The sequence below is a fragment of the Shinella sp. BE166 genome, assembly GCF_051201095.1.
GTDB lineage: Bacteria > Pseudomonadota > Alphaproteobacteria > Rhizobiales > Rhizobiaceae > Shinella > Shinella lacus.
Map to the genome: position 1 here is coordinate 93,304 of NZ_JBPEHL010000008.1, position 25,362 is coordinate 118,665.

Annotated in this window: 28 protein-coding genes; 20 read left to right on the forward strand and 8 right to left on the reverse strand. The window is 62.8% G+C overall.

Annotation, left to right across the window (positions count from 1 at the left end; genetic code table 11):
* The first annotated feature begins 10 nt into the window (after positions 1 to 10).
* The 4 genes from cheT to visR all read left to right on the forward strand — a co-directional run bounded on the left by cheT (position 11) and on the right by visR (position 4,438).
* Entirely contained in the window at positions 11 to 400 is a 390-nt protein-coding gene (gene cheT / locus J2Y63_RS20155) for a chemotaxis protein CheT (protein ID WP_256120759.1), read from the forward strand.
* A 267-nt stretch (positions 401 to 667) separates the two neighbouring features.
* Complete coding sequence (fliF, locus tag J2Y63_RS20160) at positions 668 to 2,362, forward strand: flagellar basal-body MS-ring/collar protein FliF (RefSeq protein ID WP_256120758.1); 1,695 nt, start codon at positions 668 to 670, stop codon at positions 2,360 to 2,362.
* 578 nt (positions 2,363 to 2,940) lie between these two features.
* Positions 2,941 to 3,684: a transcriptional regulator VisN gene (gene visN, locus J2Y63_RS20165; protein WP_435267549.1), complete on the forward strand. Its 744-nt coding sequence runs from the start codon at positions 2,941 to 2,943 to the stop codon at positions 3,682 to 3,684.
* 10 nt (positions 3,685 to 3,694) lie between these two features.
* Positions 3,695 to 4,438 carry a transcriptional regulator VisR gene (gene visR, locus J2Y63_RS20170; protein ID WP_256120756.1) on the forward strand — a complete coding sequence of 248 codons (744 nt, stop codon included), beginning with the start codon at positions 3,695 to 3,697 and terminating at the stop codon, positions 4,436 to 4,438.
* Positions 4,439 to 4,509: 71 nt separating this feature from the next.
* On the opposite strand, the gene J2Y63_RS20175 is transcribed toward visR, so the two are convergent.
* From J2Y63_RS20175 to motA, 6 genes are all read right to left on the reverse strand, one after another.
* Positions 4,510 to 4,962, reverse strand: a complete 453-nt coding sequence (locus J2Y63_RS20175; protein ID WP_256120754.1) for a hypothetical protein — start codon at positions 4,960 to 4,962, stop codon at positions 4,510 to 4,512.
* Between the two features lie 5 nt (positions 4,963 to 4,967).
* Complete coding sequence (gene flhB / locus J2Y63_RS20180) at positions 4,968 to 6,083, reverse strand: flagellar biosynthesis protein FlhB (RefSeq protein ID WP_256120753.1); 1,116 nt, start codon at positions 6,081 to 6,083, stop codon at positions 4,968 to 4,970.
* A gap of 57 nt (positions 6,084 to 6,140) precedes the next feature.
* Complete coding sequence (gene fliG, locus J2Y63_RS20185; protein WP_256120752.1) at positions 6,141 to 7,181, reverse strand: flagellar motor switch protein FliG; 1,041 nt, start codon at positions 7,179 to 7,181, stop codon at positions 6,141 to 6,143.
* 29 nt (positions 7,182 to 7,210) lie between these two features.
* Positions 7,211 to 7,786: a flagellar motor switch protein FliN gene (gene fliN / locus J2Y63_RS20190; protein WP_435267550.1), complete on the reverse strand. Its 576-nt coding sequence runs from the start codon at positions 7,784 to 7,786 to the stop codon at positions 7,211 to 7,213.
* A 62-nt stretch (positions 7,787 to 7,848) separates the two neighbouring features.
* Positions 7,849 to 8,793, reverse strand: a complete 945-nt coding sequence (locus tag J2Y63_RS20195; RefSeq protein WP_435267551.1) for a FliM/FliN family flagellar motor switch protein — start codon at positions 8,791 to 8,793, stop codon at positions 7,849 to 7,851.
* Between the two features lie 3 nt (positions 8,794 to 8,796).
* Positions 8,797 to 9,669 carry a flagellar motor stator protein MotA gene (motA, locus tag J2Y63_RS20200; protein ID WP_256120749.1) on the reverse strand — a complete coding sequence of 291 codons (873 nt, stop codon included), beginning with the start codon at positions 9,667 to 9,669 and terminating at the stop codon, positions 8,797 to 8,799.
* 172 nt (positions 9,670 to 9,841) lie between these two features.
* Between motA and J2Y63_RS20205 the strand changes: the two genes are divergently transcribed.
* From J2Y63_RS20205 to J2Y63_RS20280, 16 genes are all read left to right on the forward strand, one after another.
* Positions 9,842 to 10,621 carry a DUF1217 domain-containing protein gene (locus J2Y63_RS20205; RefSeq protein ID WP_256120748.1) on the forward strand — a complete coding sequence of 260 codons (780 nt, stop codon included), beginning with the start codon at positions 9,842 to 9,844 and terminating at the stop codon, positions 10,619 to 10,621.
* A gap of 2 nt (positions 10,622 to 10,623) precedes the next feature.
* On the forward strand, positions 10,624 to 11,349 hold the full coding sequence (flgF, locus tag J2Y63_RS20210) for a flagellar basal-body rod protein FlgF (protein ID WP_256120747.1): 726 nt from the start codon (positions 10,624 to 10,626) through the stop codon (positions 11,347 to 11,349).
* A gap of 6 nt (positions 11,350 to 11,355) precedes the next feature.
* On the forward strand, positions 11,356 to 12,765 hold the full coding sequence (gene fliI, locus J2Y63_RS20215) for a flagellar protein export ATPase FliI (protein WP_435267552.1): 1,410 nt from the start codon (positions 11,356 to 11,358) through the stop codon (positions 12,763 to 12,765).
* Positions 12,762 to 13,331 carry a flagellar protein gene (locus J2Y63_RS20220; RefSeq protein WP_435267674.1) on the forward strand — a complete coding sequence of 190 codons (570 nt, stop codon included), beginning with the start codon at positions 12,762 to 12,764 and terminating at the stop codon, positions 13,329 to 13,331. The genes fliI and J2Y63_RS20220 overlap by 4 nt, the downstream gene beginning before the upstream one ends.
* A 195-nt stretch (positions 13,332 to 13,526) precedes the next feature.
* Positions 13,527 to 13,907, forward strand: a complete 381-nt coding sequence (gene flgB / locus J2Y63_RS20225; RefSeq protein ID WP_256120744.1) for a flagellar basal body rod protein FlgB — start codon at positions 13,527 to 13,529, stop codon at positions 13,905 to 13,907.
* Between the two features lie 3 nt (positions 13,908 to 13,910).
* Positions 13,911 to 14,330, forward strand: a complete 420-nt coding sequence (gene flgC / locus J2Y63_RS20230) for a flagellar basal body rod protein FlgC (protein WP_256120743.1) — start codon at positions 13,911 to 13,913, stop codon at positions 14,328 to 14,330.
* Positions 14,327 to 14,656: a flagellar hook-basal body complex protein FliE gene (locus tag J2Y63_RS20235; RefSeq protein WP_256120742.1), complete on the forward strand. Its 330-nt coding sequence runs from the start codon at positions 14,327 to 14,329 to the stop codon at positions 14,654 to 14,656. Before flgC ends, J2Y63_RS20235 begins: the two co-directional genes overlap by 4 nt.
* 9 nt (positions 14,657 to 14,665) lie before the next feature.
* Positions 14,666 to 15,448 carry a flagellar basal-body rod protein FlgG gene (flgG, locus tag J2Y63_RS20240; protein ID WP_256120741.1) on the forward strand — a complete coding sequence of 261 codons (783 nt, stop codon included), beginning with the start codon at positions 14,666 to 14,668 and terminating at the stop codon, positions 15,446 to 15,448.
* A gap of 20 nt (positions 15,449 to 15,468) precedes the next feature.
* On the forward strand, positions 15,469 to 15,978 hold the full coding sequence (gene flgA, locus J2Y63_RS20245) for a flagellar basal body P-ring formation chaperone FlgA (RefSeq protein WP_435267553.1): 510 nt from the start codon (positions 15,469 to 15,471) through the stop codon (positions 15,976 to 15,978).
* The gene (locus J2Y63_RS20250; protein WP_435267675.1) at positions 15,978 to 17,090 is read left to right on the forward strand and encodes a flagellar basal body P-ring protein FlgI; all 1,113 of its coding nucleotides are present in this window, start codon (positions 15,978 to 15,980) and stop codon (positions 17,088 to 17,090) included. Before flgA ends, J2Y63_RS20250 begins: the two co-directional genes overlap by 1 nt.
* Positions 17,087 to 17,629: a MotE family protein gene (locus J2Y63_RS20255; protein WP_319318398.1), complete on the forward strand. Its 543-nt coding sequence runs from the start codon at positions 17,087 to 17,089 to the stop codon at positions 17,627 to 17,629. Before J2Y63_RS20250 ends, J2Y63_RS20255 begins: the two co-directional genes overlap by 4 nt.
* A complete protein-coding gene (flgH, locus tag J2Y63_RS20260) occupies positions 17,626 to 18,336 on the forward strand; it encodes a flagellar basal body L-ring protein FlgH (protein WP_256120738.1) in 711 nt (236 codons plus the stop codon). The genes J2Y63_RS20255 and flgH overlap by 4 nt, the downstream gene beginning before the upstream one ends.
* 31 nt (positions 18,337 to 18,367) lie before the next feature.
* On the forward strand, positions 18,368 to 18,901 hold the full coding sequence (locus J2Y63_RS20265) for a flagellar basal body-associated FliL family protein (protein WP_435267554.1): 534 nt from the start codon (positions 18,368 to 18,370) through the stop codon (positions 18,899 to 18,901).
* A complete protein-coding gene (gene fliP / locus J2Y63_RS20270) occupies positions 18,898 to 19,644 on the forward strand; it encodes a flagellar type III secretion system pore protein FliP (protein WP_256120736.1) in 747 nt (248 codons plus the stop codon). The genes J2Y63_RS20265 and fliP overlap by 4 nt, the downstream gene beginning before the upstream one ends.
* Before the next feature lie 239 nt (positions 19,645 to 19,883).
* Positions 19,884 to 20,789, forward strand: coding sequence for a flagellin (locus tag J2Y63_RS20275; RefSeq protein ID WP_256120735.1), 906 nt, complete (start codon positions 19,884 to 19,886; stop codon positions 20,787 to 20,789).
* 257 nt (positions 20,790 to 21,046) lie between these two features.
* Positions 21,047 to 21,961: a flagellin gene (locus J2Y63_RS20280; RefSeq protein ID WP_256120734.1), complete on the forward strand. Its 915-nt coding sequence runs from the start codon at positions 21,047 to 21,049 to the stop codon at positions 21,959 to 21,961.
* A 69-nt stretch (positions 21,962 to 22,030) separates the two neighbouring features.
* On the opposite strand, the gene glf is transcribed toward J2Y63_RS20280, so the two are convergent.
* Both glf and J2Y63_RS20290 read right to left on the reverse strand, forming a co-directional pair.
* On the reverse strand, positions 22,031 to 23,188 hold the full coding sequence (glf, locus tag J2Y63_RS20285) for a UDP-galactopyranose mutase (RefSeq protein WP_435267555.1): 1,158 nt from the start codon (positions 23,186 to 23,188) through the stop codon (positions 22,031 to 22,033).
* A gap of 47 nt (positions 23,189 to 23,235) precedes the next feature.
* The gene (locus tag J2Y63_RS20290; protein ID WP_435267556.1) at positions 23,236 to 25,281 is read right to left on the reverse strand and encodes a glycosyl transferase; all 2,046 of its coding nucleotides are present in this window, start codon (positions 25,279 to 25,281) and stop codon (positions 23,236 to 23,238) included.
* Between the last annotated feature and the right edge of the window lie 81 nt (positions 25,282 to 25,362).

The following is a 25,362-nucleotide window of genomic DNA, read 5'->3' on the forward strand; positions in this document are numbered from 1 at the left end:
AGGGTCACCCATGCAAGCCGAGTATCTGAGTGCAGCGACTGCCATGGAGGAAGCCCTTCCGGATGTCCTGATGCGAATCGTGTCCGAACTGCACGATGTCGCCTACCTGATCGAACGTATCGAGCCGCAGCTGGCCGCCGTGCATGGCGAAACCGCAGCGAACGCCATGGAGCGCATGATGGTGCTGCAAGGCATCGACCTTGCCGTCCAGAAGACGCGCGGCCTCGCCGAGTTCATCGACACGATCACCGCAAGCATTCCGGAGAACTGGATCGTCGACGTTACGACCGCGCTCAATCTGGTGAAGCTTGCTGATATGCAGAAGGCGCTGAGCAACGGAATGCGCCACGGCCATTCCCAGCCGATCGGCAAGGCCGTCGGCGATTTCGAGGCCTTCTAGCCGATTCCACACACTATAATCAGTGAGTTTGGCGGCGCCCCTGTGGCGCCGTCCTGCATTGTGCGGGCACTCTCCAGTGCGCCGCAACGAAATGCTCGCGCAAGTTTCGCCGGCTAGTCTCCATGTCGGGTCAGTTAGATCCAGGTATTCCATGGGGCAGGCGGCGCGTGCGGAAATGCGCCGGTTTCGTCCCACGAGATTGAAAATGCGTCTGATAACGCCGGCATGTTGCCCGGTGTCCAGGCGACTAGTCCGTGCGGGAACAGAATGAATCTGTTGGAACAGTTGACGAAAGTCTACAAGAACCTGGCTTCGCTAGGGCAGGCGAAGCTCGCGATGCTGGCGGGAGCCGCCATCGTCTCGATCGGTCTGGTGCTTGCCGCCGGAATCCTGGTTAACAAACCCGCTTACGAGACACTCTATGTCGGTCTGGAAAAGACCGACGTGAACCAGATCAGCCTGGCGCTCGCCGAAGCCAATATCGATTTCAACACCGGAACGGACGGCGGCAGCATCGAAGTGCCGGTCGGGCAGACGGGCAAGGCGCGGCTTTATCTCGCCGAGCGCGGCCTGCCGAGCAGCGCCAATTCCGGCTACGAACTCTTCGACAAGGTCGGATCGCTCGGCCTCACCTCCTTCATGCAGGAAGTGACGCGTGTCCGCGCACTCGAAGGCGAAATCGCCCGCACCATCCAGCAGATCAGCGGCATCGCCGCAGCCCGCGTGCACATCGTCATGCCGGAGCGCGGCAATTTCCGCAAAGCGGAGCAGGTGCCGACCGCCTCCGTGATGATCCGCGCCAGCGCGCAGATCGGCCGTGAATCGGCAGGCGCGATCCGCCATCTCGTCGCGGCCTCCGTGCCGGGCCTGGAAGTCGACGGTGTCACCATCCTCGATTCGGCCGGCCAGCTTCTCGCCTCTGGCGACGATGCGGAGAATGGTGCAGTCAACCGCTCTCTGACGGCCGTACAGACCGTGCAGAGCGAAGTCGAACGCAACATCGAAAAGGCGCTCGCACCCTTCCTTGGCATGGACAATTTCCGCGCCAGCGTTACAGCCTCGCTCAACACGGACTCGCAGCAGATCCAGGAGACGGTCTACGACCCGGAATCCCGCGTCGAGCGCTCGGTCCGCGTCACGCGGGAAACCCAGAAGTCTCAACAGCAGGCCGACAACAAGGCCGCGACCGTCGAGCAGAACATTCCCCAGGGCGGCCCCGAGGGCGACGCTAACGGCCAGAAATCGAGCGACGAAGCCGACAAGAAGGAAGAGCAGACAAACTACGAGATCAACAGCAAGACCGTCGCCACCGTGCGCAGCGGCTTTGCGGTCGAGAAGCTGTCTGTCGCCGTCGTCGTCAACCGCGCCCGTATCGCGGCCATGGTTGGCGAGCCTGCCGACCAGGCGAAAATCGATGCCTACATCGCCGACATGCAGAAGATCGTCTCTTCAGCCGCTGGCCTCAGCACCGACCGCGGCGACATCGTGACGATCAACGCCATGGAATTCCTCGACCACCAGCTCCTCGACGAGGCCGTGGCGGGTCCGGGCATCATGGAAGTGCTGACGCGCAACCTCGGCGGCATCATCAATGCGCTCGCCTTCCTCGGCGTCGCCATCGTGGTGGTCTGGTTCGGCCTTCGCCCTGCGGTCCGCTCGGTTACCGGCGGTGGTGCCTCGGCCAATGCGCTGGAAAGCGACGCGGCCGGCCTCGAACTGCCCGACTTCTCGCCGGTGGCGGGTGTCGGCGGCCCCGGTGCCACGCTCATGGACGGCTTCGGCGCGGACTTCGGCTTCGACAGCACCGACGACCTGCTCAATGCCGGTGACGACGGCGACGGCACCTTCAACCGCCGCGTCAAGGAAGGCCCGGAACGCCGCCTCGGCCGCATGGTCGAAATCAGCGAGGAACGCGCTGCCAAGATCCTGCGCAAGTGGGCGGTCGACAAGGAAGCGGCCTGACGGCTCCAAAATTTCGAAAAGACATCGGGCGCGGTCGGCAACGACCGCGCCCTTGCTTTTGCGGATGACAAAACGGCGACGCTGATTTGCCAATTCGTGTCGCATTTCGGCAACGCTCGCTTGGTCGATCCGCGCAATTTTTTCGCCGGCGGAGTCACTTCCCGCCCCGCCGATTCCGCACGCCGTCGATGCTCGCAAAAAGTTTATGATCTTTATGGTTGTGATTTGTATTATTTATTCACAATCGTGAATCGAATTAGCGCCCACTTTCAAGCGGCACCCCGATTGCGGCAAATGAATATTGTATGGTTAACAATCACTTACCTCTGGCTCATCGGCGAGATTAAGCTCTTCGTGAGCCGGCAAATCACCCGTTTCGAATCGACTCACGGAAGCCGGCAAAAGTAAATCCCGAGAAGATGGCGGTGGTTTTTAGCGATGGCCGATGTACACTTTAGTCACTGATTCGCTTGGTGATTCTCGCCGATGCGGCCTGACCGGGGGAAGTTCGGACGGTTCCGAACTTTTGGCGGGAAGGAGGCGGGAATGTCCGTTCTGAATCGGAACAGGGGGCTATCATGGAAACGATCCGGTCGGATGTCGCGGCCTGGGAATCCTATGGATTCTCCGCCGAGTCAGGTGAGCGTAAGAGTGCGCGTGAGCTTCTGATTCAACACCTCGGACGCTGCGCCAACCGCGCGGGCCTGTCCACCGGTCTGAGAGCGCTGACCGATTATGTCAGCGCGTCCCACTACCTTCTCGTCCGCCACGATGTCTCGCCCGAAGCCGGGCTCGAAACCGTCGTGGCCTCGGACTGGCCGTTCGACATGGTGCGCTCCATCGCGGGCTCCGTGCTTGCCAGCCAGTCCCGCATGAGCGAACTCGACAAGTGCCTCGGGCTGTTGAAGCCCTGCTTCCACCACCTCGCCGAGGGCGCTCCGGTGCCGAAAGGCGTCAGCCGCGAATATTGCGTCATCGCCTTCCATGTCGGCCGGGCGCGCATGTCGCTGCTGCTGCTCTTCCCGGAGCATTTCATCCTCTCCCAGAGCAAGCTGCGCGATGTCGGCGTCATGACCGGCTATTTCGCCAGCGTCTGCTGCAAGGGCGCGATCCTCCGTCAGGATCGCGAGATGGAACTGACCGAACGCGAGATCGAGTGCCTCTACTGGATCGCCGAAGGCAAGACGAGCGACGAGATCGCCGTCATCCTCGGCATCTCGCGCAACACGATCAACAACTACATCACCAGCGTGATGCGCAAGACCGCGACCAAGACGCGGTCCGAGGCAATCGCCTGGGCCGTTCGCAACAGCCTGGTCTGAGGAGGGCATCATGGACATCCAGCTTTCCGCCCCCACGGCCATCGAGACGGAAATCCGCCTTGCGCGCCCGCCAAAGGCGGCCCGCGCCTCCGATTTCGTCTCCCGCCTTCAGGTGATGCAGACGATCATCGGCGCCGAGCACTTCGCGGTGCTTCGCCTCAGCGGCCACGGCCTGCCGTCGGCACGCAAGCTGACGCTCTCGCTGCACAACTGGGCGCAGGATGTCGACGGCAATGCCCGCGCACTTATCGAAGCCTACGGCCCCGCCATGCTCGCCCATCTCGAAGCGTCCATGCTGCCGCTGATCTGGGAAGGGGCCGGCGACAACCAGTTCGCCGAATCAGGTGCCGAGCCCTTCACGACGCGTCTCCCGCCGCGGCTGCTGGCCTGGTCGGGCATCGCTTTCCCGATCCGTCTCGGCGCGCATGGTAACGGCTATGTCGTCTTCGTGGGGCCGTTCATCGCGCCCTCCAGCGACCTCATCGTCGATATGCACATGAAGAGCTGCCAAGTGCTGATCGACATGCTGGCCTGCGAGGAAAAGAAGCTCGCGCCCTCCGAAGCCCTCAGCGAACGCGAAATCGCCTGCCTCCAGATGGCCGGCGATGGCTGCATCTCGGAAGCGATCGCCGAAAAGATGGGGCTTTCGGTGCACACCGTGAACGCCTATCTCGGCACCGCCACGACGAAGCTCGACGCAGTCAACCGCATCCAGGCGATCGCCAAGGCGATCCGCCTCGGCTACATCACCTGACGAGCCTTTTGCCTTAAAGCAATTCCAGCAAAAGTGCGTAGCGGTTTTGCGTCCGGAATTGCAGAAATGCTCTAATGAGCGTGCAGAGCCGGTGGCGCCTTGCCGCCGGATTTCACGTAGCGGGCCTCCTGGAGGCTCTTGCGCAAGAAGGCCGTGTTGTCGTCCGGATCGGCCGACGGATTGTTGAAGGCGACATGGGTGACTTCCACGCCTGCCGTGTCCTTCTGCAACAGAAGTTTCGCATAGACCGTGACACCCTGCGGGCGCAGCTCCATGTCGAGCGTCACTTCCGGCTCGGTGCCCCAGTCGAGGCTGTAGTCACCGCCGGCGCCGAAATTCACCGTGCCGGGCAGGAAATACAGCTCCGCCGCCGAGGAGACCAGATCGGCCAGGTTACCGTAGCACTCGAAACGCAACAACGAGACGAGATCGGCGGCGTCGAGCAGTCGGAGCTCTGTGGCGACCGGGCAGATTGCTTCAGCAACAATCTTCTCGCGCTCGGCGGAATAGGTGCATTTTCTCATCGGATCTAGTTTACCCGTCTGGTCTGAGGCGAAGCTGCGTAAACCCGGTGAATCAGCTCTGCCACGGCTTTGTAAAACACCGGCGGAATGACACTATCGACCGAGACTTGCGCAAACATTGAGCGTGCGAGCGGCGGGTCTTCAAAAACGGGTATTCCGTTCTCCTCGGCGATCTCACGAATCTTCAGCGCGACGAGGTCCTGGCCCTTGGCGACGACAACCGGAGCGTCGCCTTCTTCGCGCACGTAACGCAGGGCGACGGCGAAGTGGGTCGGGTTGGCGATGACGAGGGTGGCGCGCGGCACGGCCGTCATCATGCGGCGGCGGGCGCGGTCGCGCTGAATCGAGCGCATGCGGGCGCGCACGATCGGGTCACCCTGCGACTGCTTCATTTCCTCCTTCACTTCCTGCTTCGTCATCATCAGTTCGGAGAACCAGTGATGGCGCGTCCAGGCGAAGTCGATGCCGGCGATGAGCGCGGTGGCAAACAGGATGATCAGCAGCACCTTGTTGATATCAGCCGTCATCATCATGATCAGCGCCGCCGGCTCGGAGAACATCGTGTCGAGCGAGGCGAAATAATTGCCGCGCATGGCAAGCGCCACGACGAGCGAGACAAGCAGGATCTTGATCAGCGACTTGGCGAATTCGACGAGGCCCTGCTTGCCGAACAGTCGGCCGAGGCCCTTCACCGGGTTGAGGCGGGATATCTGCGGGCGCACGCGTTCGAGCACCGGGCTCGGCAGGTTCTGCAACACGGAGGAAGCGATGCCGAAGACCATCATCATGATGAGGATGGGCGTCAAAAGCGTTGCGGCCTCCCAGCCGAGATGGCGGAAGATCGCGATCACGTCGGTACCGGTCTTGAGGTTCCAGGCCTCCGGCTGCTCGAAGAAGTCGCGCAGCGTCTCGTTCATGCGCGCGATGCCGCCCGGCATGAAGAAGACGAGGAAGAGATAGATCGCGAGCGTCGAGGCGAAGATGGTGATTTCGCGCGAGAAGGGCGTGTTGCCCTTCTCCATCGCATCGCGAATCTTTTTCTCGGTCGGGAGTTCTGTTTTGCTGTCTTTGTCGTCGTCCGACACGTCGCGCTCCCTAAAAGAAACGGCCCGAATCCCCATTCAGGAGATTCGGGCCGGAAGTACGCTCCGCCTGTGGCGTTACGGTGTCAAGCGGGATCAGGCCGCTTCGCGCGCCTGTTCCTTCTCCTTCAACTGGATTTGTCCGGCCGCCGCCAGGCGGATGGCTTCCTGCGTGATCGAGCGGCGGGCGATCGCCACTTCGCGCGGGTTGACGCCCTGGTCGCCGGCGGCGAGATCGGATTCGATCATGCGGCGCTGGCGTGCGCCGATCGAGGAGAGGATCGATTCGCGCAGTTCCATCGTCGAGCCGCGCAGGGCCGCCGTGATGATGTCGCCGGAGACGTCGTTGAACAGCGACACGCGGCTTCTCTGCGGCATGTAGAGCACGTCTTCGAAGAGGAAGATCTTCGGACGGACCTTCTTGACCGATTCGGTGGAGACCGTTTCGAGCGAGGCGAGCATTTCGTCGACCTGCGACTTTTCGAGCTCGTTCATGAGGTCCGCGACCTTGTTCGAACCCATCGAGTTGCGTTCGGCGTCGAGCGCATTGATCATCTCGATGACGCGCGCCTCGACGATGACGGTCGCCTTGGGGCTCGCATCCTTGAGGTTGACGGTACGGTTGATGATGTCCGCGCGGTGATCTTCCGGGATCTCCAGCAGCACCTTGGCGCCGAAGGCCGAGGGCATCATGGACAGGATATAGGCGATGGTCTGCGGGTGCTCGTTGAGCAGGAACTTTGCGACGAAGACCGGATCGGCGTCCTGCAGACGGTCCCAGATCGTCGTCTCGTAGCCCTGGAAGGTGGCGCGGCGGCCGAGCAGTCCGTCCACTTCGTCCGGCGTGAGGCCCTCTTCGAGAATGCCTTCCATCATCTTGGCATTGTCCATGAGGCCGGCGCCCTCGGTGAAGAGGTCTTCGAACTCGTTGACGAGGTCCAGCAATTCATGCGGCGGGATGGCGCGCAGGTTCTGTGCGGAGGCGATGATCGCCTGGAGCTCGCTCTGGGTAAAATACTTCAAGAGCTTGCCGGCAACACCCTTGCCCATGGCCAGAAGCACGGCTGCCGCCTTCTCGACCTGCGATAGCGGTGCGCCGACCGCTGTGGAGGTGCCGAAATTTTCGAAATCCATCATGGATTATCCCCCTGAGACCTGAACCGGTATCAGACCTTGCGTGTACTCTTCACTTCGATGAGCTTGACCCCGAAGCGGGTGTCGTCATTTTCAAGAACGGTGATTTCGCCGCGGCCGATGACACGGCCGTTGACCATGACCTCGACGGGCTCGCCGATGCGGCGATCAAGCGCGATCGTGGCGCCCTCCGAGAGGTTCATGAGGCTGGAGACCTGCATCTGCGACGAGCCCAGAACGATCTGAAGATCGATCGGGATGTCCATGATGAGGTCCATATTGGACGTAAGCGCGCTGCCCGGGCGGGCCGCTTCGCCGAGATCGGCGCCAAAATCGGTGCCGCCACCGAAATCGGAGCCGCCAAAGCTCGTGCCGCCGCCGAAATCCGACGTGGCCGCGCCGCCGCCGAAGTCCGAGCTGCCGAAATCGCCGCCGAAAGCGGCGAGCGGGTCGTTGTCGATGGTCGCGGGAAGATCCGCGCCGAAACTGCCGGTAGCATCCTTCTGAAGAACGCCGCGCAGGTCGTCGATCGCCTGCTCCAGTTCCTGGTCGCCCGCGTTGAGGGAAGACGTCATGTCGTCAGCGATGGGTGTTTTCTTCGGTGCCATAAGACCACTATTCCATTCGAAACTTGCCTGAGGCGTGCCACTCGTCAGGCTTCATGCCTAAACTATCCAATGATGTGCTGGAGAAGCTCGTCCTCCGAACCGTAGGTATCCTTGACGCGAACCGTGTAGCGGGCGCCGGAGCGGCCGAACTCGCAGACATAGAGGTTGCGGCCGTTGGCGTTCACGTCGACGCGAACGTCGCCCGTCTCGTTGAAAGGAATGATGTCGCCCGCTTGCAGACGGCTGATCGTGTCGAGCGTCTGGGCTTCGAGACGAATGCGCGCCTCCAGCGTCACCTTCGAGCGGCGGACCTGCTCGCCGAGCTGTTCGCTCCACTCGACGCGGGTCTTCGCCACATTCGCCGGTTTCGGCGCCGCGATGTTGGATTTCAGGAGAACGCTCTGCGGAACGACGATGTGGAAGGTCGAGAGCACCGGGCCGATCCCGACGGCCATGTTGACCATGGCGACGAAAGTATCGTCCGAGCCATCGTCGGCAGCCTTGCGGGTCTCCGCATTGTGCGCCGGGCCGAGGAAGGGTTCGAAGCCGTTCGCGCCGTTGACGGCGGTCTTCACGACGCCGGAGATGCGGTCGAACATCATGGCGGCGAGGTCGAGCTCGATCTTGGAGAGCGGACGCGGTTCGGGATCCTCGATCGTATCGCTGACGGCGCCGAGCATGTTTTCGACGAGCGTGATGATCATCGGGCTGTCGCAGATCAGCGTGAAGCGATCGCACCAGTCACGCAGCGACGCGTCGCAGAACGCCATGGCACCGCCGAGGCCTTCCACCAGCGGGCCGTACTTGCCCGTCTCGAAACCCGCATAGGAGACTGCGACCTCGAAACCAAGCTCGCTCTCCAGCATGTCCGGCAGGAACTCGGCGAAGACGTCGCCGAGGCTGGCGCAGAGCTTGGAGATCGTCGCGTGGTCGCCGAGCCGGCCGGTGAGCCGGGCCAGTACGATCGGGTCTAGGGTAGGGGTTTCGCTCACGCTCGCTTCTTTCATGTCTTAGGCCGCCTTCGAACTGCCGCCCGGATTCATCATTTCCTGCTCCACCGCGTCGATCGACGGGCGCTCGTAGGAAGAGATGGTCTTGCGGCCGTATTCCAGCGCCACCTGCGGCACGGAACCGTTCATGTAGGCGAGCAGCGTCTGCTTGACGATGACGTAGAGGCGGTTCTGCTTTTCGCGCACGACCTTGATGTTGGTGATGATCGGGGTGACGATCGAATAGGACAGGAACACGCCCAGCAGCGTGCCGACGAGGGCCGCCGCGATCTTACCGCCAAGCACTTCCGGGCTTTCGTTTATGGCGCCCATGGCCTTGATAACGCCGAGAACGGCCGCGACGATGCCGATGGCCGGAAAGGCGTCGCCCATCGTGCTGAGCGCGTGGTAGGGCTTCATCTTGTCGCGGGTGATCGTTTGGATTTCCTCGTCCATCAGCGCCTCGATTTCGTGGCTGCGGGCATTGCCGATGATGATGAGGCGGACATAGTCGCAGATGAAGGCGGTCAGTTCCTTGTTGGCGAGAACTGTTGGCGCGGACTGGAAGATCGGCGACTCGTCCGGATTGTCGATATGCGCTTCGATCTCGTTGCGCGATTTCGTGCGCAGGTCCCGCATCAGGCTGTAGAGCACGCCGAGCGTATCGAGATAATGGCGCTCCTTGGGAACCTTGTGCTTGAAGGCTTCGACGAGCGCGGTTCCGGTCCCTTTGATCACCTTCATCGTGTTCGCCACGATAAAGCCGCCGACGCCGGCGCCGCCGATGATCAGGAGCTCGAAGGGCTGGTTCAGCACCTCCAGGTGCCCGCCCATGGCCATATAGCCGCCAAGGACGCAGCCGAAGGTAACGATTAGACCGATGATAATGTTCATGAGCGCAGGTGTCCCAACACAATTCTGACCCTTGTGGAGATACGGTTCCAGCCTTGCGTGAGGCTGTACCTAACGGCAGGTTTACGGATCAGGTTCGCGCAAGCAAAAACCCGCAGGATCATGGCTCATAACGGGCAATCGTGCCTTCTTGCACCTTGATCGGCGGCCAATCGTGACGACCACCTATACGAGCTACAAGTTGATTACCGCGGACCTCCAGACGTCGCTGTCGCGCGTTCAGGAGCAGCCGGACGTCAAGCGCGAGACGGAATATTACCTCTCGAAGATCGGCAGCATAAAGTCGGTCGATGAATTCTTCGCCGACAGCCGGCTCTATAACTACGTGATGAAGGCCCACGGGCTGGAGGACATGGCCTACGCCAAGGCCTTCATGCGCAAGGTGCTGACGGAAGGCACCGAGGACGAGGCCGCCTTCGCCAACCAGCTCAGCGACACCCGCTACAAAGAGTTGGCCGAATCGCTGAACTTCGCCAAGCACGGCGAGTTCGCCACCGGCTTCGAACGCGCCCAGAAGGGCGTCGTCGACAAATATGCCCGCCAGACGCTGGAAGTCAGCGCCGGCGAGGACAATACCGGCGTGCGCCTGGCGCTCTATTTCGAGCGCATGGCCTCGTCCATCACGTCCGGCTATTCCATCATCGCCGACGATGCGCTGGCCCAGGTCGTGCGCACCGCGCTCCAGCTTCCGGCAGAGTTCGCCGGCACCGATATCGACCGGCAGGCCGCCTACTACGAAGAGGCGCTGAACCTCGAAGACTTCAAGGACACCAGCAAGGTCGGCAAGTTCCTCGAACGCTTCACCGCCATGTGGGAGCTGGAAAACCCGTCCGGCAGCTACGATCCGCTGACCGTCTTCCAGTCGTCGAGCCTCACCGGCATTTCGACGGACCTGCTGATTTCCATCAACAACCTGAAACTCGGAGGTCGCTGATCATGCAGACCGGGCTCTATGTATCGCTTTCGTCCCAGCTTGCGCTTGATCGCCGCCTGACGACACTTGCAGACAACGTCGCGAATTCGACGACCGTCGGCTTCCGCGCCACGGAAGTGAAATTCAACCAGGTCGTCAGCGACCAGAAAGTCGCCGACGTCGCCTTCGTCTCGCAGGGCAACGAATTCCTGTCCACCCGCAGCGGCGGCATGACGGAGACCGGCGGCACGCTCGACTTCGCCATCAAGGGCGACGCCTGGTTCCAGGTGGAGACGCCCTCCGGCCCCACGCTCACCCGCGATGGCCGCTTCACGGTGACCGATGCCGGCGAACTGGTGACGCTCAACGGCTATGCGGTGCTGGATGCCGGCGGCGGGCCGATCCAGCTCGATCTCGCCAACGGGCCGATCCTGCTCAGCGCCGACGGCCAGCTCAACCAGAACGGCCAGCCCGTCGCGGCCCTCGGCCTGTTCGACGCCGATCTCTCCGGCGGCTTCGTGCGCGCCGGCAACAGCGGCATCATCACCACCATTCCGCCCGAGCCGGTCGTCGACCGCATGGATGCCGGCGTGGTGCAGGGTTATGTCGAGGAATCCAACGTCAACGCCATCGGCGAGATGACGCAGCTTATCCAGGTCACGCGCGCCTTCGAAAGCATCGCATCGCTGATGCGCGACAGCGAGGAATCGCTGAAGGAAGCCATCCGCACCTTCGGCGGAAACCGGTAAACGATCATGGCGGCAGAGAAGAGGACGACCAGCGACACCCGTATCCCCGACGGCGGCCGCATGCTGAGCGCGATGGCGGGCCTGGTGCGGCGCTATTCCTCGCCGGAATTTTCCGTCGTGCATGGCGGCCATGTCCAGACGATCGCGTCGGGCAACTATACGGTGAGCGGCCTGTCGCGCCATGTGCGCCTCGGCGAATTCGTCGCGCATCGCAGCCCGACCGGCATTCATCTTGGCGAGGTCGTGCGTGTCGAGCCGGAGACGGTCGTCGTCTGCCCGATCGAGCCCGGCGAGCCGATCGGCATCCACGACACGGTCATTCGCAAGGGCGCCTTCCGCGTCGCGCCGGCCTCCTCGTGGTGTGGCCGCACCATCAATGCGCTCGGCGAGCCGATCGACGGGCTCGGCCCGCTGGTCCAGGGCGACGTGCGCCGCTCGATCTCCAATTCCGCCCCGCCCTCGATGACCCGCAAGCGCGTCGAAAAAGGGTTCCATACCGGTGTGCGCGCCATCGATATCTTTGCGCCGCTCTGCCTCGGCCAGCGTCTCGGCATCTTCGCCGGCTCCGGTGTTGGTAAGTCGACGCTTCTATCGATGCTCGCCCGCGCGGACGCGTTCGACAAGGTCGTCATCGCGCTGGTCGGCGAACGTGGCCGTGAAGTGCGTGAATTCATTGAGGATACGCTCGGCGACAACCTGGCGAAGTCCGTTGCCGTCGTCGCGACCAGCGACGAAAGTCCGATGCTGCGCAAGATGGCGCCGCTGACCGCCGTAACCATCGCCGAACATTACCGCGACCAGGGCGACAACGTCCTGCTGATCATCGACAGCGTCACGCGCTTTGCGCATGCGATCCGCGAAGTGGCGACCGCGTCGGGCGAGCCGCCGATCGCCCGCGGCTATCCGGCCTCTGTCTTCACCGAGTTGCCGCGCCTTCTGGAGCGTGCCGGACCGGGCGCCGAGGGTGCGGGCACCATCACCGCGATCATCTCGATCCTCGTCGACGGCGACAACCACAACGACCCGATCGCCGACTCGACGCGCGGCATTCTCGACGGCCATATCGTGCTTGAGCGCAGCCTCGCCGAAGAGGGCCGCTACCCGCCGATCAACCCGCTCGCCTCCATCTCGCGTCTTGCCCGCAAGGCCTGGACGCCGGACCAGGAGAAGCTGGTGTCGCGGCTGAAGGCGCTGATCCACCGGTTCGAGGAGACGCGGGACCTGCGCCTCATCGGCGGCTACCGCCCGGGTGCTGATGCGGATCTCGACATGGCGATCAAGCAGGTGCCGGTCATCTACGAGGTTTTGAAACAGACGCCGGGCGAAAGGCCCGCCGGTGACGCGTTCTCCGACCTTGCGGTCGCGTTGAAGAATGCGGCCGGGCAGGGCGGCGCGCCGGCAACGAGAAGGGGATAACAGTGACGGATTTCGATGCGGACCAGAGCGTTCCGCCGATCAAGCGCGTGACGAAGGGGCGTTACAGCACCGGCGACAAGATGCTGGTGGGCACCGGCGTGCTGCTGGCCGCCATGGCCGCTTTCTTTCCGTGGTACGTTTTCCTCAACCCGGATCAGTTTTCGGTTCCCGCACTTTGGGAAGGCAACACCCGCGACCTGCCGGAAACGAAGCCCAAGGAAGTGATGAGTGTCTCGCCTGCCGCGATGGTCGATAACGACGACGATCCGAGCCTGGAAAGCGTCGATCCCGTCTCGACCGCGACCACCGCTGGCGGCGGTGAAAAGGATAAGACGACGCTCGGCGCTCCGGTGGAAACCGGTCTCGACCAGCCGCTGCCCGCCTCGTCCGGCTTCCGGCTGATGCATGTGGCGAACGGCCGGGCGCTGATCGAGGATGCGAGCGGCATGTATATCGTGCGTGTCGGCTCGATCCTGCCGGACAACAGCCGCCTGGCGACGCTGGAACAGCGCGACGGCGCCTGGGTCATCGTCACCTCGAACGGCGACATCGTCAAACGCAACTGACGCGACGGCGGGCCTTCGCCCGCCTTCGATTCGGCCCGTCCGATGAGGGATGCCGGCCGCCCGCTCGCTGTGGCAAGAGCAGCTTGAGCACTTTATTTCCGGGGAATTCAGGGACTTGGCGGTGAAGCTCACCCGGTGCAAGTCCCACGCAAGATTGGCTCCGTAGGTTCGCCTCGAACAAGGATGGAGCTTGTCATGCAACCGATACAACTGTTTGAACTGGCATCGAAACAAGCCGAATGGCTTTCTGTCCGCCAGAGCGTGGTTGCAGGCAACATCGCCAACGCGAACACGCCCGCCTTCAAGGCAAAGGACGTGACCCCTTTCCAGTCGGTGCTCGAAACCACGGGCATCCGCATGGCGGCGACGCAGCCGGGCCATTTCACCGAAACCGAAATGGCAAGCCGCGTCATCGACACCAAGCCCACCGAAGAGATCGGCGTGCAGGAGTCCGGCAACACCGTCGGCCTTGCCGAGGAACTCATGAAGGAGGGTCAGGTCAAGCGTGATTTCGAGTTGAATGCCGGCCTCGTCAAGGCCTTTCATCGCATGATGCTGATGACAGTCAGAAGGTAAAAAATGGATCCGCTCATAGCTTCACTGAAAGTCGCGGCCTCGGGACTTGAGGCGCAATCCACCCGCATCCGTATCGTCTCGGAAAACCTCGCCAACGCCCGCTCCACAGGCGATACGCCGGGTGCCGACCCTTTCCGTCGCAAGACCGTGACCTTCGCGGCCGAGCTCGACCGGGCGACCGGCGCGGCCCTCGTCGAGGTCGAGCGCCTCGGCGTCGATGAAGGCGAGTTCTCGACCGAATACGACCCCGGCAACCCGGCGGCGAACGAACAGGGCATCGTCAAGATGCCGAATGTCAACATGCTGGTCGAAATGGCCGACATGCGGGAAGCCAACCGCTCCTATGAAGCCAACCTGCAGAGCATCAAACAATCGCGCGACCTGATCAGCGCGACCATCGACCTCCTGAGGGCATCGCAATGATCGAGAGCATCAAGGGCGTCAATTCGCTCTTCTCCGCCAATCCCCTTTCGGGCGTGACGGAAACGTCGAACCCCGTTTCCGCTGCCGCCGCGCAGGGAACCGCAACCGGAATGAGCTTCGCCCAGGTGATGGGCGACATGGCGACCGACGCGGCCAATTCGCTGAAGCTCAGCGAAACCAAGTCCTTCGAAGCCATCCAGGGCAAGGCCTCGACCCGCGAAGTGGTCGATGCCGTCATGAACGCCGAGCAGTCGCTGCAGACCGCCATCGCCATCCGCGACAAGGTCGTCACCGCCTATCTCGAAGTCGCTAGAATGCAGATCTGAGGACCGGACATGAAAGCCCTTGCCATTGCCGCCACCGGCATGAACGCGCAGCAGACCAATCTCGAAGTGATCGCGAACAACATCGCGAACATCAACACGACGGGCTTCAAGCGCGCCCGCGCCGAGTTCTCCGACCTTCTCTACCAGACGGAGCGCGCCGCCGGCGTGCCGAACCGCGCCAACCAGTCCGTGGTGCCGGAAGGCGCCATCGTTGGCCTCGGCGTCAAGACCGCCGCGGTGCGCAACCTGCACCTCCAGGGCGGCCTTACCAGCACCGGCAACTCCTTCGACCTCGCGCTGATCGGCCGCGGCTGGTTCCAGATCGAGGCGGCGGACGGCACGACGCTCTACACCCGCGCCGGCGCCTTCAACACCAATGCCGACGGCCAGCTCGTGACGCTGGACGGCTACACGGTCGTGCCGGGCATCAACGTTCCGGCCGACGCGACGGAAGTCACCGTCAGCAAGTCCGGCCAGGTCTATGCCACCGTCGCCGGTGACCAGCAGGAACTCGGCCAGATCACGCTGGCGAACTTCGTCAACGAGGCCGGCCTTGAGCCGCTCGGCGAAAACCTCTTCCGCGAAACCGCAGCCTCCGGCCCGGCCAATGTCGGCGCCCCGGACGAAGCGGGCTTCGCCTATATCCAGCAGAACTACCTGGAAGCCTCGAACGTCGATCCGGTCAAGGAAATCACCGACCTGATCTCCGCCCAGCGCGCCTATGAGATGAACTCCAAGATCATCCAGGCGGCGGACGAAATGGCGGCCGTGGTCAGCAAGAACCTGAGATAACAACCGGACATGCGGGGAACATGATGTTTCGCCTGATAGCAGCTCTTCGGAAAGAAAAGACCCGGTCGATCCGGTGGCGCGCGGCCCTCTTCGCGCCCGCCGCGCTCGTCGGTCTTCTCGTGGCCGATGCGGCCCTTGCCGACACGCGCACTGCGGTCGTGCCCAAGCGCATCATCTATCCCGGCGAGGAGATCCAGGCGGGACAGCTCGAAGTGGTCGAGGTCACCAACCCGAACATCGTCAAGGGCTTTGCCCAGAATGTCGACGAGGTCAGCGGGCTTGTGACCAAGCGCACGCTGCTGCCGGGTCGCGTCATCCTCGTCTCGGCGCTGCGCGAACCCTTCCTCGTGTCGCGCGGCACGACCGTGCAGATGGTCTTCGACAATGGATCGCTCGTCATCCGGGCATCCGGCACGCCCTTGCAGGATGGCGCGGCCGGCGAACTGATCCGCATCCGCAACAAGGATTCGGGCGTCACCGTCTCCGGCACGGTCATGGCGGATGGAACCGTGCATGTGGTGGCGAAATGATGCGTAACCTCTTCTCCCATGCCCTTGCCATGATCGCCTGCCTGCTGCTCGCGGCAGGCCCGGCACTTCCCGCCGCCCGCATCAAGGACGTCGCCTCGCTTCAGGCCGGGCGCGACAACCAGCTTATCGGCTACGGCCTCGTCGTCGGCCTCCAGGGCACCGGCGACAGCATGCGTTCGTCGCCGTTTACCGAACAGTCCATGCGGGCGATGCTGCAGAACCTCGGCATCTCGATGGTCGGTACTCAGACGCGGGCGAAAAACATCGCCGCTGTGCTCGTCACCGCGACGCTGCCGCCCTTCGCCAGCCCCGGCAGCCGCATCGACGTGACCGTGGGCTCGCTCGGCGATGCATCGTCGCTGCGCGGCGGCACGCTGGTCATGACCTCGCTGTCGGGCGCCGACGGCCAGATCTATGCGGTCGCGCAAGGCTCGATCGTCGTTACCGGCATCAGTGCCGGCGGCGAGGCTGCCACAGTGCAGCAGGGTGTCACCACGGCAGGCCGTGTGCCGAACGGCGCGATCATCGAACGCGAGCTTCCCTCGCGCTTCAAGGATTCGTCCGATCTCGTGCTGCAACTGCGCAACCCCGACTTTTCCACCGCCGTCGGCATGGCTGACGCCATCAACCGCTATGCGGCCGCGCAATATGGCGCGCCGATCGCCGAATCGCGCGATTCGCAGTCGGTTTACGTCGCCAAGCCGAAAATGGCCGACCTCGCGCGGCTGATGGCCGATATCGAGAATCTCGTCGTGGAGACAGATGTGCCCGCGCGCGTCGTCGTCAACGAACGCACGGGAACGATCGTGATCGGCCAGGATGTGCGCATCTCGCCCGTCGCCGTCAGTTACGGCACGCTGACCGTGCAGATCAACGAGATGCCGAAGGTCGTGCAGCCGGAGCCCTTCTCCAGGGGCGAGACGGCGGTCGAGCCGAACACGGATATCCTCGTCCAGCAGGATGGCGGCACGGTCGCGCTGCTCGATGGTTCGAGCCTGCGCTCGCTCGTCTCCGGGCTGAACAGCATCGGGGTCAAGCCGGACGGCATCATCTCGATCCTCCAGAGCATCAAGACCGCAGGCGCCCTCCAGGCAGAACTGGTGTTGCAATGACCACCGTATCGACCCTTACCGCCGTGAAGACGCTGGCGCGCAAGCTCGCGCTGCCGATGGCGGGCTTCGTGCTGATGGCCATTCCCGGCGCCTTCGCAGAGGAACGCCCGGTCATCATGACGACCAAGGCGACCGCCGACGAGATCCGCGAATTCTGCACCAATATCGCGGATGCGGCGCGCGACCAGCGCTATCTCCTCCAGAAGCAGGAGCTGGAAAACCTCCAGAAGGATGTCGACGAGCGCATCAAGACGCTGGAAGCCCGACGGGCGGAATATGAGGACTGGCTGAAGCGCCGCAACGATTTCCTCAAGATGGCCGAGGGTGGCCTCGTCGAGATCTACCGCAAGATGAAGCCGGATGCGGCGGCAGGCCAGCTCGCCGAGATCAACCCGGAGATCGCCTCGGCGATCATCATGAAGCTGCCGCCGCGCCAGTCGAGCACCATCCTGGCCGAAATGCCGGCCGACAAGGCAGCACTTCTCACCCGTCTCATCGCGATTGCGGGCGACCCGAACACGTCAAAGGACCCGTCATGAAGAAGACCGCCTCAGCACTCGCCGTCGCGCTGGCTTTGTCGAGCTGCTCTAGCCAGGCCTTGAACGAGATCGGCAAGGCGCCGGCGATGAGCCCGATCGGCAGCGGGCTGAACTATGCGGAAACCCCGCAGCTTGCCATGTATCCGAAGCAGCCGCGCACGGCGGTGTCCGGCTATTCGATCTGGAGCGACCAGCAGTCGGCGCTCTTCAAGGATTCGCGCGCCTTCAAGATCGGCGACATCCTGACCGTCAACATCCGCGTCAACGACCGGGCGACCTTCGACAACAAGACTGACCGCTCGCGCACCAACAAGAGCGGCATGAATCTCGGTTTCGGCGGCTCGGGGAACAATTTCAAGACTGATACGGAAGCCGACCTGAACTACGGCTCGTCGACCAGCACCAAGGGCGACGGCACGACGGAGCGGTCCGAACGGTTGAACCTGCTCGTCGCCGCGGTCGTGACGGGCGTGATCGAGAACGGCAATCTCCTGATCAGCGGTTCGCAGGAAGTGCGCGTCAACCATGAGCTCCGCATCCTGAACGTTGCCGGCATCGTGCGCCCGCAGGACGTCGATTCCGACAACCAGATCGCCTACGAGCGCATCGCGGAAGCCCGCATCTCCTATGGCGGCCGCGGCCGCCTGACCGAAGTGCAGCAGCCGCCATGGGGCCAGCAGGCCGTCGACCTGCTCTCGCCGATCTGACGCCAAACCCTAGCAACCCGGAAAGAAAAGCATGGCGGACGAAGCGGAAGTCGTCGAGGAGAAGAAGAAGCCCTCGCTGGTCATCACCATCGCGGCAATCGCGGTGCTGACGGTCCTGGCGCTCGGCGGCGGCTGGCTCGTCGGCAACATGCTGGCCCCGCCGCCCACCGATAAGCCGGTGGAAGAGGTGGCGGCAGCCGAGGCCGCCGCAGGCGGAGACGGCCATGGCGGTGGTGCGGAAGGCGATGCGGCGGAAGCCGTGCCGCATATCTCCACCCCGGCGAACGGCGTCGTGCTGCTCGACCCGATCACCAGCAATCTCGCCTATCCCTCCGACAACCGCGTGCGCCTCGAAGTCGCGCTGATGTTCAAGGGCGTTCCGGACGTGGTTCTGGCCGAAGAAATCCACCAGGACATCATGGCTTACATGCGCACGGTCTCGCTCCAGCAGGTGCAGGGACCCCGCGGCTTCCAATATCTCCGGGAAGACCTGCAGGAGCGGGTTGACCTTCGGTCCGAAGGGCGCGTAACCAACGTCATGTTCCGAAGTTTTGTGATCGAATGATTCGAGCCCTTCTGACCTTCGTCGCCATGATGGCGATGACCGGTGCGGCCTACGCCCAGCAGCAGTTGCAGCTGCCGGGCGATCTCCTCAACGCGCCCATCGATGGCTCGGTCGCCTCCTGGATCATTCGCACCTTCGGGCTTTTGACCGTCCTTTCGGTCGCCCCCGGCATCCTCATCATGGTGACGAGCTTTCCGCGCTTCGTCATCGCGTTTTCGATCCTGCGCTCCGGCATGGGGCTTGCCACCACGCCGTCCAACATGATTCTCGTGTCGCTCGCGCTATTCATGACCTTCTACGTCATGGCGCCGACCTTCGACCGCGCCTGGCAGAACGGCGTCGAGCCGATGATCGCCAACCAGATCGACGAGACCGAAGCGATGCGGCGCATTGCGGAACCCTTCCGCGAATTCATGGTGGCCAACACCCGCGACAAGGACCTCGAGCTCTTCATCTCGCTTGCCGAAGAGCGTGGCCAGACGGTCGTCCAGAACAACATCGCGGACCTGCGCGTCGTCATCCCGGCCTTCATGATCTCGGAAATCCGACGCGGCTTCGAAATCGGCTTCCTGGTCGTCCTGCCCTTCCTCGTCATCGACATGATCGTCGCCACCATCACCATGGCCATGGGCATGATGATGCTGCCGCCGACCTCGATTTCGCTGCCCTTCAAGATCCTGTTCTTCGTGCTGATCGACGGCTGGAATCTGCTCGTCGGAAGCCTCGTCCGCTCCTTCAGTTAGAGCTCATTAACCATATCATTTTACCCGCTGTTTACCCTGTTTTTCAACGGGTTGCGGCCGCTTGCCCGATTTAAGAAGTTGGCAAGGATTGGCTGCGAGGTTGGGGCTCACACGACGGGTTTGGTATCCCTTCAGAGCCCTGAAGAAACCGAGTTGGCATGATGCCGAACCGCCGTAACCGGTAAGTTTTCAGTCCGGTATGTCCCCACCAGTATTTTGTAAAAAAAGGGACAACTAGAATGGCGAGCATTCTCACCAACACGTCTGCAATGGCAGCTCTCCAGACGCTGCGTTCTATCGGCAACGACATGGAAACGACGCAGGGCCGCATTTCGTCCGGCCTGCGCGTTGGCAGCGCCTCGGACAACGCCGCTTACTGGTCGATCGCGACCACCATGCGCTCCGACAACATGGCTCTTTCGGCCGTATCCGATGCGCTCGGCATGGGTGCCGCCAAGGTCGATACCGCCTATGCCGGTATGGACGCCGCTATCGAGGTCGTAAAGACGATCAAGACCAAGCTCGTTGCCGCTTCCGAAGAAGGCGTTGACAAGGCGAAGGTCCAGAAGGAAATCACCCAGCTCCAGGAACAGCTCCTGAACATCGCGGAATCCGCATCGTTCAACGGCGAAAACTGGATTGCCGGCGCTGCTGGCGACAAGACGGTCGTTTCCGGCTTCGTTCGCTCGGCTGACGATGGCGTCTCCGTCAAGACGACGACCTACACGCTCGACACCGGTGCGACCGGCAACGTGCTGTTCGGTCACGATGGCACCGACGTCGACACCAGCGCTGGTATCCTCGGCACCGCAGGCACCGAAGGCAACGAAGTCTACACGCTCGACATCAGCGCCATGGACGGCGACGCCCTCGCCGGCGCACTCTCCGACGTTGAAGACGCGCTCAGCGCAATGACGGACGCAGCTGGTACGCTCGGCTCGATCTCCATGCGCATCAACCTGCAGGACGACTTCCTTTCGAAGCTCTCCGACACGATCGACCAGGGCGTTAGCCGCCTTGTCGACGCCGACATGAACGAAGAGTCGACCCGCCTCAAGGCGCTCCAGACCCAGCAGCAGCTGGCCATCCAGGCGCTTTCGATCTCCAACGGCGAATCGCAGAACATCCTGTCGCTCTTCCGTTAATCGACCATCGGGGGAAGGCGCGGAGGCTGACCGCACCCCATCCCTACAAAGAACCGCACCCGGCAACGGGTGCGGTTTTTTGCTTTTTATTCCGCGCTAAAGACTTCCTTAACCTTAATGCGGTTTTCTGTGCTCATCGAAACGGTGGGTTAACCAAGAAACTTAACCGGTTAGCAGGCATGATGCTGACCACCGTTACCCGGCGACCCCGGAATGTCCCTTCTCCCAGTTTCAGCCACTCAAGGGGCACCTTAGACATGACGAGCATTCTGACGAACATTGCGGCAATGACCGCACTCCAGACCCTGCGTTCCATCGGCAGCAACATGGAAGAAACCCAGGCCCGCGTTTCGTCTGGCCTGCGCGTCGCTGGTGCAGCCGACAACGCCGCCTATTGGTCGATCGCGACCACGATGCGTTCCGACAACATGGCGCTTTCCGCTGTTCAGGACGCCCTCGGCCTCGGCGCCGCCAAGGTAGACACCGCTTATGCGGCGATGGACTCGGCGATCGAAGTCGTCAAGGAAATCAAGTCCAAGCTTGTTGCCGCCACGGAAGAAGGCATCGACAAGGCGAAGATCCAGGAAGAACTCACCCAGCTTCAGGATCAGCTGCGCAGCATTGCGGAATCGGCTTCCTTCTCGGGCGAAAACTGGGTTGCCGGCGAAGATGCCGTCGAAAAGTCCGTCGTTTCGGGCTTCGTCCGCGCCGCTGACGACACCGTCTCGGTCAAGACGACCACCTACACCTTCAACTCCGCCGCCGACGGCAACGTCCTCTTCGGCCATGATGGCACCGACATCGACTTCGCCGCCGGTATCCTCGGTACGGCCGGCGCCGTTTCCGGCACCGCCGTCATCGACATCGAACTCGACGACACGATGACCCCGGCCGATATCGGCGAGTTCCTCTCCGACGTCGAAACGTCGCTCTCGGCAATGACCAGCGCAGCCGCCGAGCTTGGCTCGATCTCGATGCGTATCGGCCTGCAGGAAGACTTCGTTTCCAAGCTCACGGACTCGATCGACAGCGGTGTAGGCCGCCTCGTCGACGCCGACATGAACGAAGAATCGACCCGCCTGAAGGCCCTGCAGACCCAGCAGCAGCTCGCCATCCAGTCGCTGTCGATCGCCAACTCCTCTTCCGAAGGCATCCTCCAGCTCTTCCGTTAATCGGAAAGCGAGGCTTAATCCTTCAAGTCCATCAGAAGGCCCCGGTTTTCCGGGGCCTTTTTCCTTGTCTTAAAGCGGCGACCGCAGGAAGCTCGACATGGCGTCGTCCTCGGCCCTGCGGGCGAGATAGAGCCGGGCCGTATCGAGCGCCTCGCGGATCGTCACATCCATGTCGAGATAGCGGTAGGTGCCGAGCCGCCCGACGAAGGTGACGCCCGCTTCCTGTTCCGCGCGCGCGACATAGTCGGCAAGCTGCGCCTTCTCCTCGACGAGGCGGATGGGGTAGTAGGGGATGTCGTCGGCCTCGCAGGCGCGCGAAAATTCGCGATAGCAGACCGAGCCCGCATGCTCCTCCCAGGGCGAGAAATGTTTGTGCTCGGTGATGCGCGTATAGGGCACCGACACGTCGCCGTAGTTCATCACCGCGCAACCCTGGTAGTCGCCGTCATAGGTGAAGCGCTCGAAATCCAGTGTGCGGTAGCCGAGCCGGCCGAGTTCGTAGTCGAAATAGCCGTCGAGGGGGCCGGAATAGAAGACGTGGGCGAAACCTTCGGTCTGGTCACGCCGGAAGCTGGTTTCCAGCGTCACCGTGATATCCGGATGGTCGAGGATGCGCTCGATCATTTCGGTATAGCCGGTCTCCGGCATGCCCTGGTATTTGTGGAAGAAATAGTTGTCTTCGTAGTTGAAGCGCACCGGCAGCCGCTTCAGGATCGAGGCTGGAAGCTCGGTCGGCGAACAGCCCCACTGCTTTTGGGTATAGCCCTTGAAGAAGGCCTCGTAGAGATCGCGGCCGACGAATCGCAGCGCCTGTTCCTCGAAGCTCTGCGGATCGGTGATCGTCTTGTCCCCCTGGTCTTCCAGGAAGGCGCGCGCCTCGTCGGGCCGGAAGGTCTTGCCGAAGAACTGGTTGATCGTGTGCAGGTTGATCGGCAGCGAATAGACCTGGCCGCCGCTCGTCGTCTTTACCCGGTTCTTGTAGGGCATGAAGGTCTGGAAGCCGTTCACATAGTCCCACACCTCGGTATCGTCGGTGTGGAAGATATGCGGCCCGTAGATATGCACCATCACGCCCGTCGCTTCGTCGCGCACCGTGTGGCAGTTGCCGCCGATATGATTGCGCTGATCGATGACCTCGACCCGGTAGCCCGCATCGGCGAGTTCCCGGCCGATGACGGCGCCGGACAGTCCGGCGCCGACGATGAGGATTTTTTCTTTTACGCGCATGGCATCCCGTCCTGCGTTCTCACGTTTGGCGCGCTCGCGGCCGGAGGTTAACCGGCCGTCTGCCAGAGGCGCGCGTCCGGATAGAGGGGAGCATGCTCGTTGAGCGCAACGAGTTCGGCCCGGTAGCGCTGACGGTAGGCCTCGTCGGTCTCGAATTCGATGCCCGCAGCCGCAAGCTCGGCCCCCACCTCGTAATAGACGTCGAGGTTGCGCAGGTCCGGCACAGGCAGTTCGCCGCGTTCCGCATCGCCCTGCATCTGCCAGTACAGCTCTTCGAGGCGGCGTGCGAGGCGGTCCATGTCGCGCAACGCGCAGGTCTCGCGCTGGGCCTGGAGCGATTGCCGGACGGCCGCGAGACTCGCCGGGTTCCGGGCAAAAGCGATGGCCTTTTGAACGTAGGTGTCCGGGTCGGCGCAGACCAGTTCGGGAATGCCGGCCGCCGTGACGATGCTGCCGCAGAAGCGCGACGCAAAGCTCTTGCCGGACACGGTCAGCACCGGCAGGCCCTGGGTGATGGCGTCGGCAGCCGTGGAATGCGCGCCGTAGGGAAACGTGTCGAGGAAGAGGTCGGCGAGGCCGATTCGGGCCAGATGGTCCGGGTTCTGCGCCTTGCCCGCGAAGATGATTCGCTCCGGCGCGATGCCGCTCTGCGTCGCGAGCTGCTTGAGCCGCTCGTTGACGCTGTCGTCACCGGCCAGCAGCCACAGCACGCTGCCCGGCGTGGCGGTGAGGATGCTCATCCAGCGCTGGAAGCAGGGGGCGGTGATCTTCTGCATGCCGTTGAAGCTGGCGAAGACGAAAGCGTTTTCCGGCAGGCCGACGGCCGAGCGCATCGGGCGCGGCGAGACCAGGCGTTTGCGGTCCACCGGCTGGTTGCAGGGAATGCGCAGGACCTTCTCGGTGTAATAGATCTCGTTTTCCGGCGGCACGATGTGCTCGTCGGCGATCATGTACTGGTGATAGGGGCTCGCAACTGTGCCCGGATATCCGCAGAAGTTGACGATGACGGGCGCCGGCCGATAGGCGAAAATCTTCGTGCGAGCGTGTTTGGTATAGCCGTTGACGTCAACGAGCACGTCGATCTGGTCGGTCGCGATCAGGCGCGCGGCATCCAGGTCGCTGAGCGGGCTGATGTCGCGCCAATGGTCGACCGCCAGCTTGATTCGCGCCTGCGTCTTGTCGATCGGCGCCGGCTCGCCGCAGTAATAGGCGAAGATCTCGACTGATGATTTATCGTGCAGTTCGAGAACCTCGCTGAGCGCGAAGCCGACCGCGTGCTGGCGCAGGTCCGAGGAGACGTAGCCGACGCGCAGCCGCTCTCCGGTGCCCGATTTCTGGCGCACCGGCTTGCGCACGAAGGCTTTGAGATCGGCGGGCCGGCCGACGGCCGTCTGAGAGTAGCGATAGGCCTTCGCCATGTGGAAGAACGGATCGTCCGTGTAGCAGGCAATCGTCATGGACGACATGGCATCCATGAACTGCCGCGGCGTGATATGCAGCGACGAGGAGACGATCGGCCACTTGCATTGGCGCATCCGGAGCGAAATCCAGTGCTGCGCGGCTTCTGTGCGCGTCGGCAACAGTTCCATGGCCTGCCACAGCGCTGCCTCGGCTTCTTCCAGATGGCCGGTGCCTTCGAGCACGCGGCCGATATGCTGCAGGCTGAGCAGCCGGTTGTTGATCCGGTCCGGCGTCACGTCCGTCGTCGTGTCGACGAAGCCGCGCCATTGCTGCACGGCCTGCCCGACCAGCCCGCAATCCTCCAGCGTCCGGCCGAGATTGATATGGGCCTGGCCGAATTGCGGATTGATGCGGATGGCAGCGCGAAGCGCGTGAATGGTTCCCGCCGCGTCGCCGGCGCCCGAAAGGGAAACCGCGTAGTTGAAATAGGCCAAATGCAGCAGCGGGTTGGTGTCGTTGAAGGCGATCCAAGTCTTGTAGAGCTCCACCGCATGCGCCCTGTGCCCGCCCGCGCTGAGGCTTTCCGCGCTCTGGAAGAGCTCCGAAAGCGAAAGCTGCTGGTTGCGGGCCCGACCCATCAGGTGGAGGAGGGGTGCATTGGGATCTGCGTGAATGGGGGTGCTGACGGTCATGGACATCCTGCGGCAACGGCTGTTGAACGGTTCGCAAAAGAGCTCGTTCGCCTTGCTACAGGAACAGACTTGCGTCGGGCT

Bases quoted from the DNA above. Each gene is read 5' to 3' on its own strand.
- cheT (WP_256120759.1), top strand. From the start codon at position 11: ATGCAAGCCGAGTATCTGAGTGCAGCGACTGCCATGGAGGAAGCCCTT.
- fliF (WP_256120758.1), top strand. From the start codon at position 668: ATGAATCTGTTGGAACAGTTGACGAAAGTCTACAAGAACCTGGCTTCG.
- visN (WP_435267549.1), top strand. From the start codon at position 2,941: ATGGAAACGATCCGGTCGGATGTCGCGGCCTGGGAATCCTATGGATTC.
- visR (WP_256120756.1), top strand. From the start codon at position 3,695: ATGGACATCCAGCTTTCCGCCCCCACGGCCATCGAGACGGAAATCCGC.
- J2Y63_RS20175 (WP_256120754.1), bottom strand. From the start codon at position 4,962: ATGAGAAAATGCACCTATTCCGCCGAGCGCGAGAAGATTGTTGCTGAA.
- flhB (WP_256120753.1), bottom strand. From the start codon at position 6,083: ATGGGGATTCGGGCCGTTTCTTTTAGGGAGCGCGACGTGTCGGACGAC.
- fliG (WP_256120752.1), bottom strand. From the start codon at position 7,181: ATGATGGATTTCGAAAATTTCGGCACCTCCACAGCGGTCGGCGCACCG.
- fliN (WP_435267550.1), bottom strand. From the start codon at position 7,786: ATGGCACCGAAGAAAACACCCATCGCTGACGACATGACGTCTTCCCTC.
- J2Y63_RS20195 (WP_435267551.1), bottom strand. From the start codon at position 8,793: ATGAAAGAAGCGAGCGTGAGCGAAACCCCTACCCTAGACCCGATCGTA.
- motA (WP_256120749.1), bottom strand. From the start codon at position 9,669: ATGAACATTATCATCGGTCTAATCGTTACCTTCGGCTGCGTCCTTGGC.
- flgF (WP_256120747.1), top strand. From the start codon at position 10,624: ATGCAGACCGGGCTCTATGTATCGCTTTCGTCCCAGCTTGCGCTTGAT.
- fliI (WP_435267552.1), top strand. From the start codon at position 11,356: ATGGCGGCAGAGAAGAGGACGACCAGCGACACCCGTATCCCCGACGGC.
- flgB (WP_256120744.1), top strand. From the start codon at position 13,527: ATGCAACCGATACAACTGTTTGAACTGGCATCGAAACAAGCCGAATGG.
- flgC (WP_256120743.1), top strand. From the start codon at position 13,911: ATGGATCCGCTCATAGCTTCACTGAAAGTCGCGGCCTCGGGACTTGAG.
- J2Y63_RS20235 (WP_256120742.1), top strand. From the start codon at position 14,327: ATGATCGAGAGCATCAAGGGCGTCAATTCGCTCTTCTCCGCCAATCCC.
- flgG (WP_256120741.1), top strand. From the start codon at position 14,666: ATGAAAGCCCTTGCCATTGCCGCCACCGGCATGAACGCGCAGCAGACC.
- flgA (WP_435267553.1), top strand. From the start codon at position 15,469: ATGATGTTTCGCCTGATAGCAGCTCTTCGGAAAGAAAAGACCCGGTCG.
- J2Y63_RS20250 (WP_435267675.1), top strand. From the start codon at position 15,978: ATGCGTAACCTCTTCTCCCATGCCCTTGCCATGATCGCCTGCCTGCTG.
- J2Y63_RS20255 (WP_319318398.1), top strand. From the start codon at position 17,087: ATGACCACCGTATCGACCCTTACCGCCGTGAAGACGCTGGCGCGCAAG.
- flgH (WP_256120738.1), top strand. From the start codon at position 17,626: ATGAAGAAGACCGCCTCAGCACTCGCCGTCGCGCTGGCTTTGTCGAGC.
- J2Y63_RS20265 (WP_435267554.1), top strand. From the start codon at position 18,368: ATGGCGGACGAAGCGGAAGTCGTCGAGGAGAAGAAGAAGCCCTCGCTG.
- fliP (WP_256120736.1), top strand. From the start codon at position 18,898: ATGATTCGAGCCCTTCTGACCTTCGTCGCCATGATGGCGATGACCGGT.
- J2Y63_RS20275 (WP_256120735.1), top strand. From the start codon at position 19,884: ATGGCGAGCATTCTCACCAACACGTCTGCAATGGCAGCTCTCCAGACG.
- J2Y63_RS20280 (WP_256120734.1), top strand. From the start codon at position 21,047: ATGACGAGCATTCTGACGAACATTGCGGCAATGACCGCACTCCAGACC.
- glf (WP_435267555.1), bottom strand. From the start codon at position 23,188: ATGCGCGTAAAAGAAAAAATCCTCATCGTCGGCGCCGGACTGTCCGGC.
- J2Y63_RS20290 (WP_435267556.1), bottom strand. From the start codon at position 25,281: ATGACCGTCAGCACCCCCATTCACGCAGATCCCAATGCACCCCTCCTC.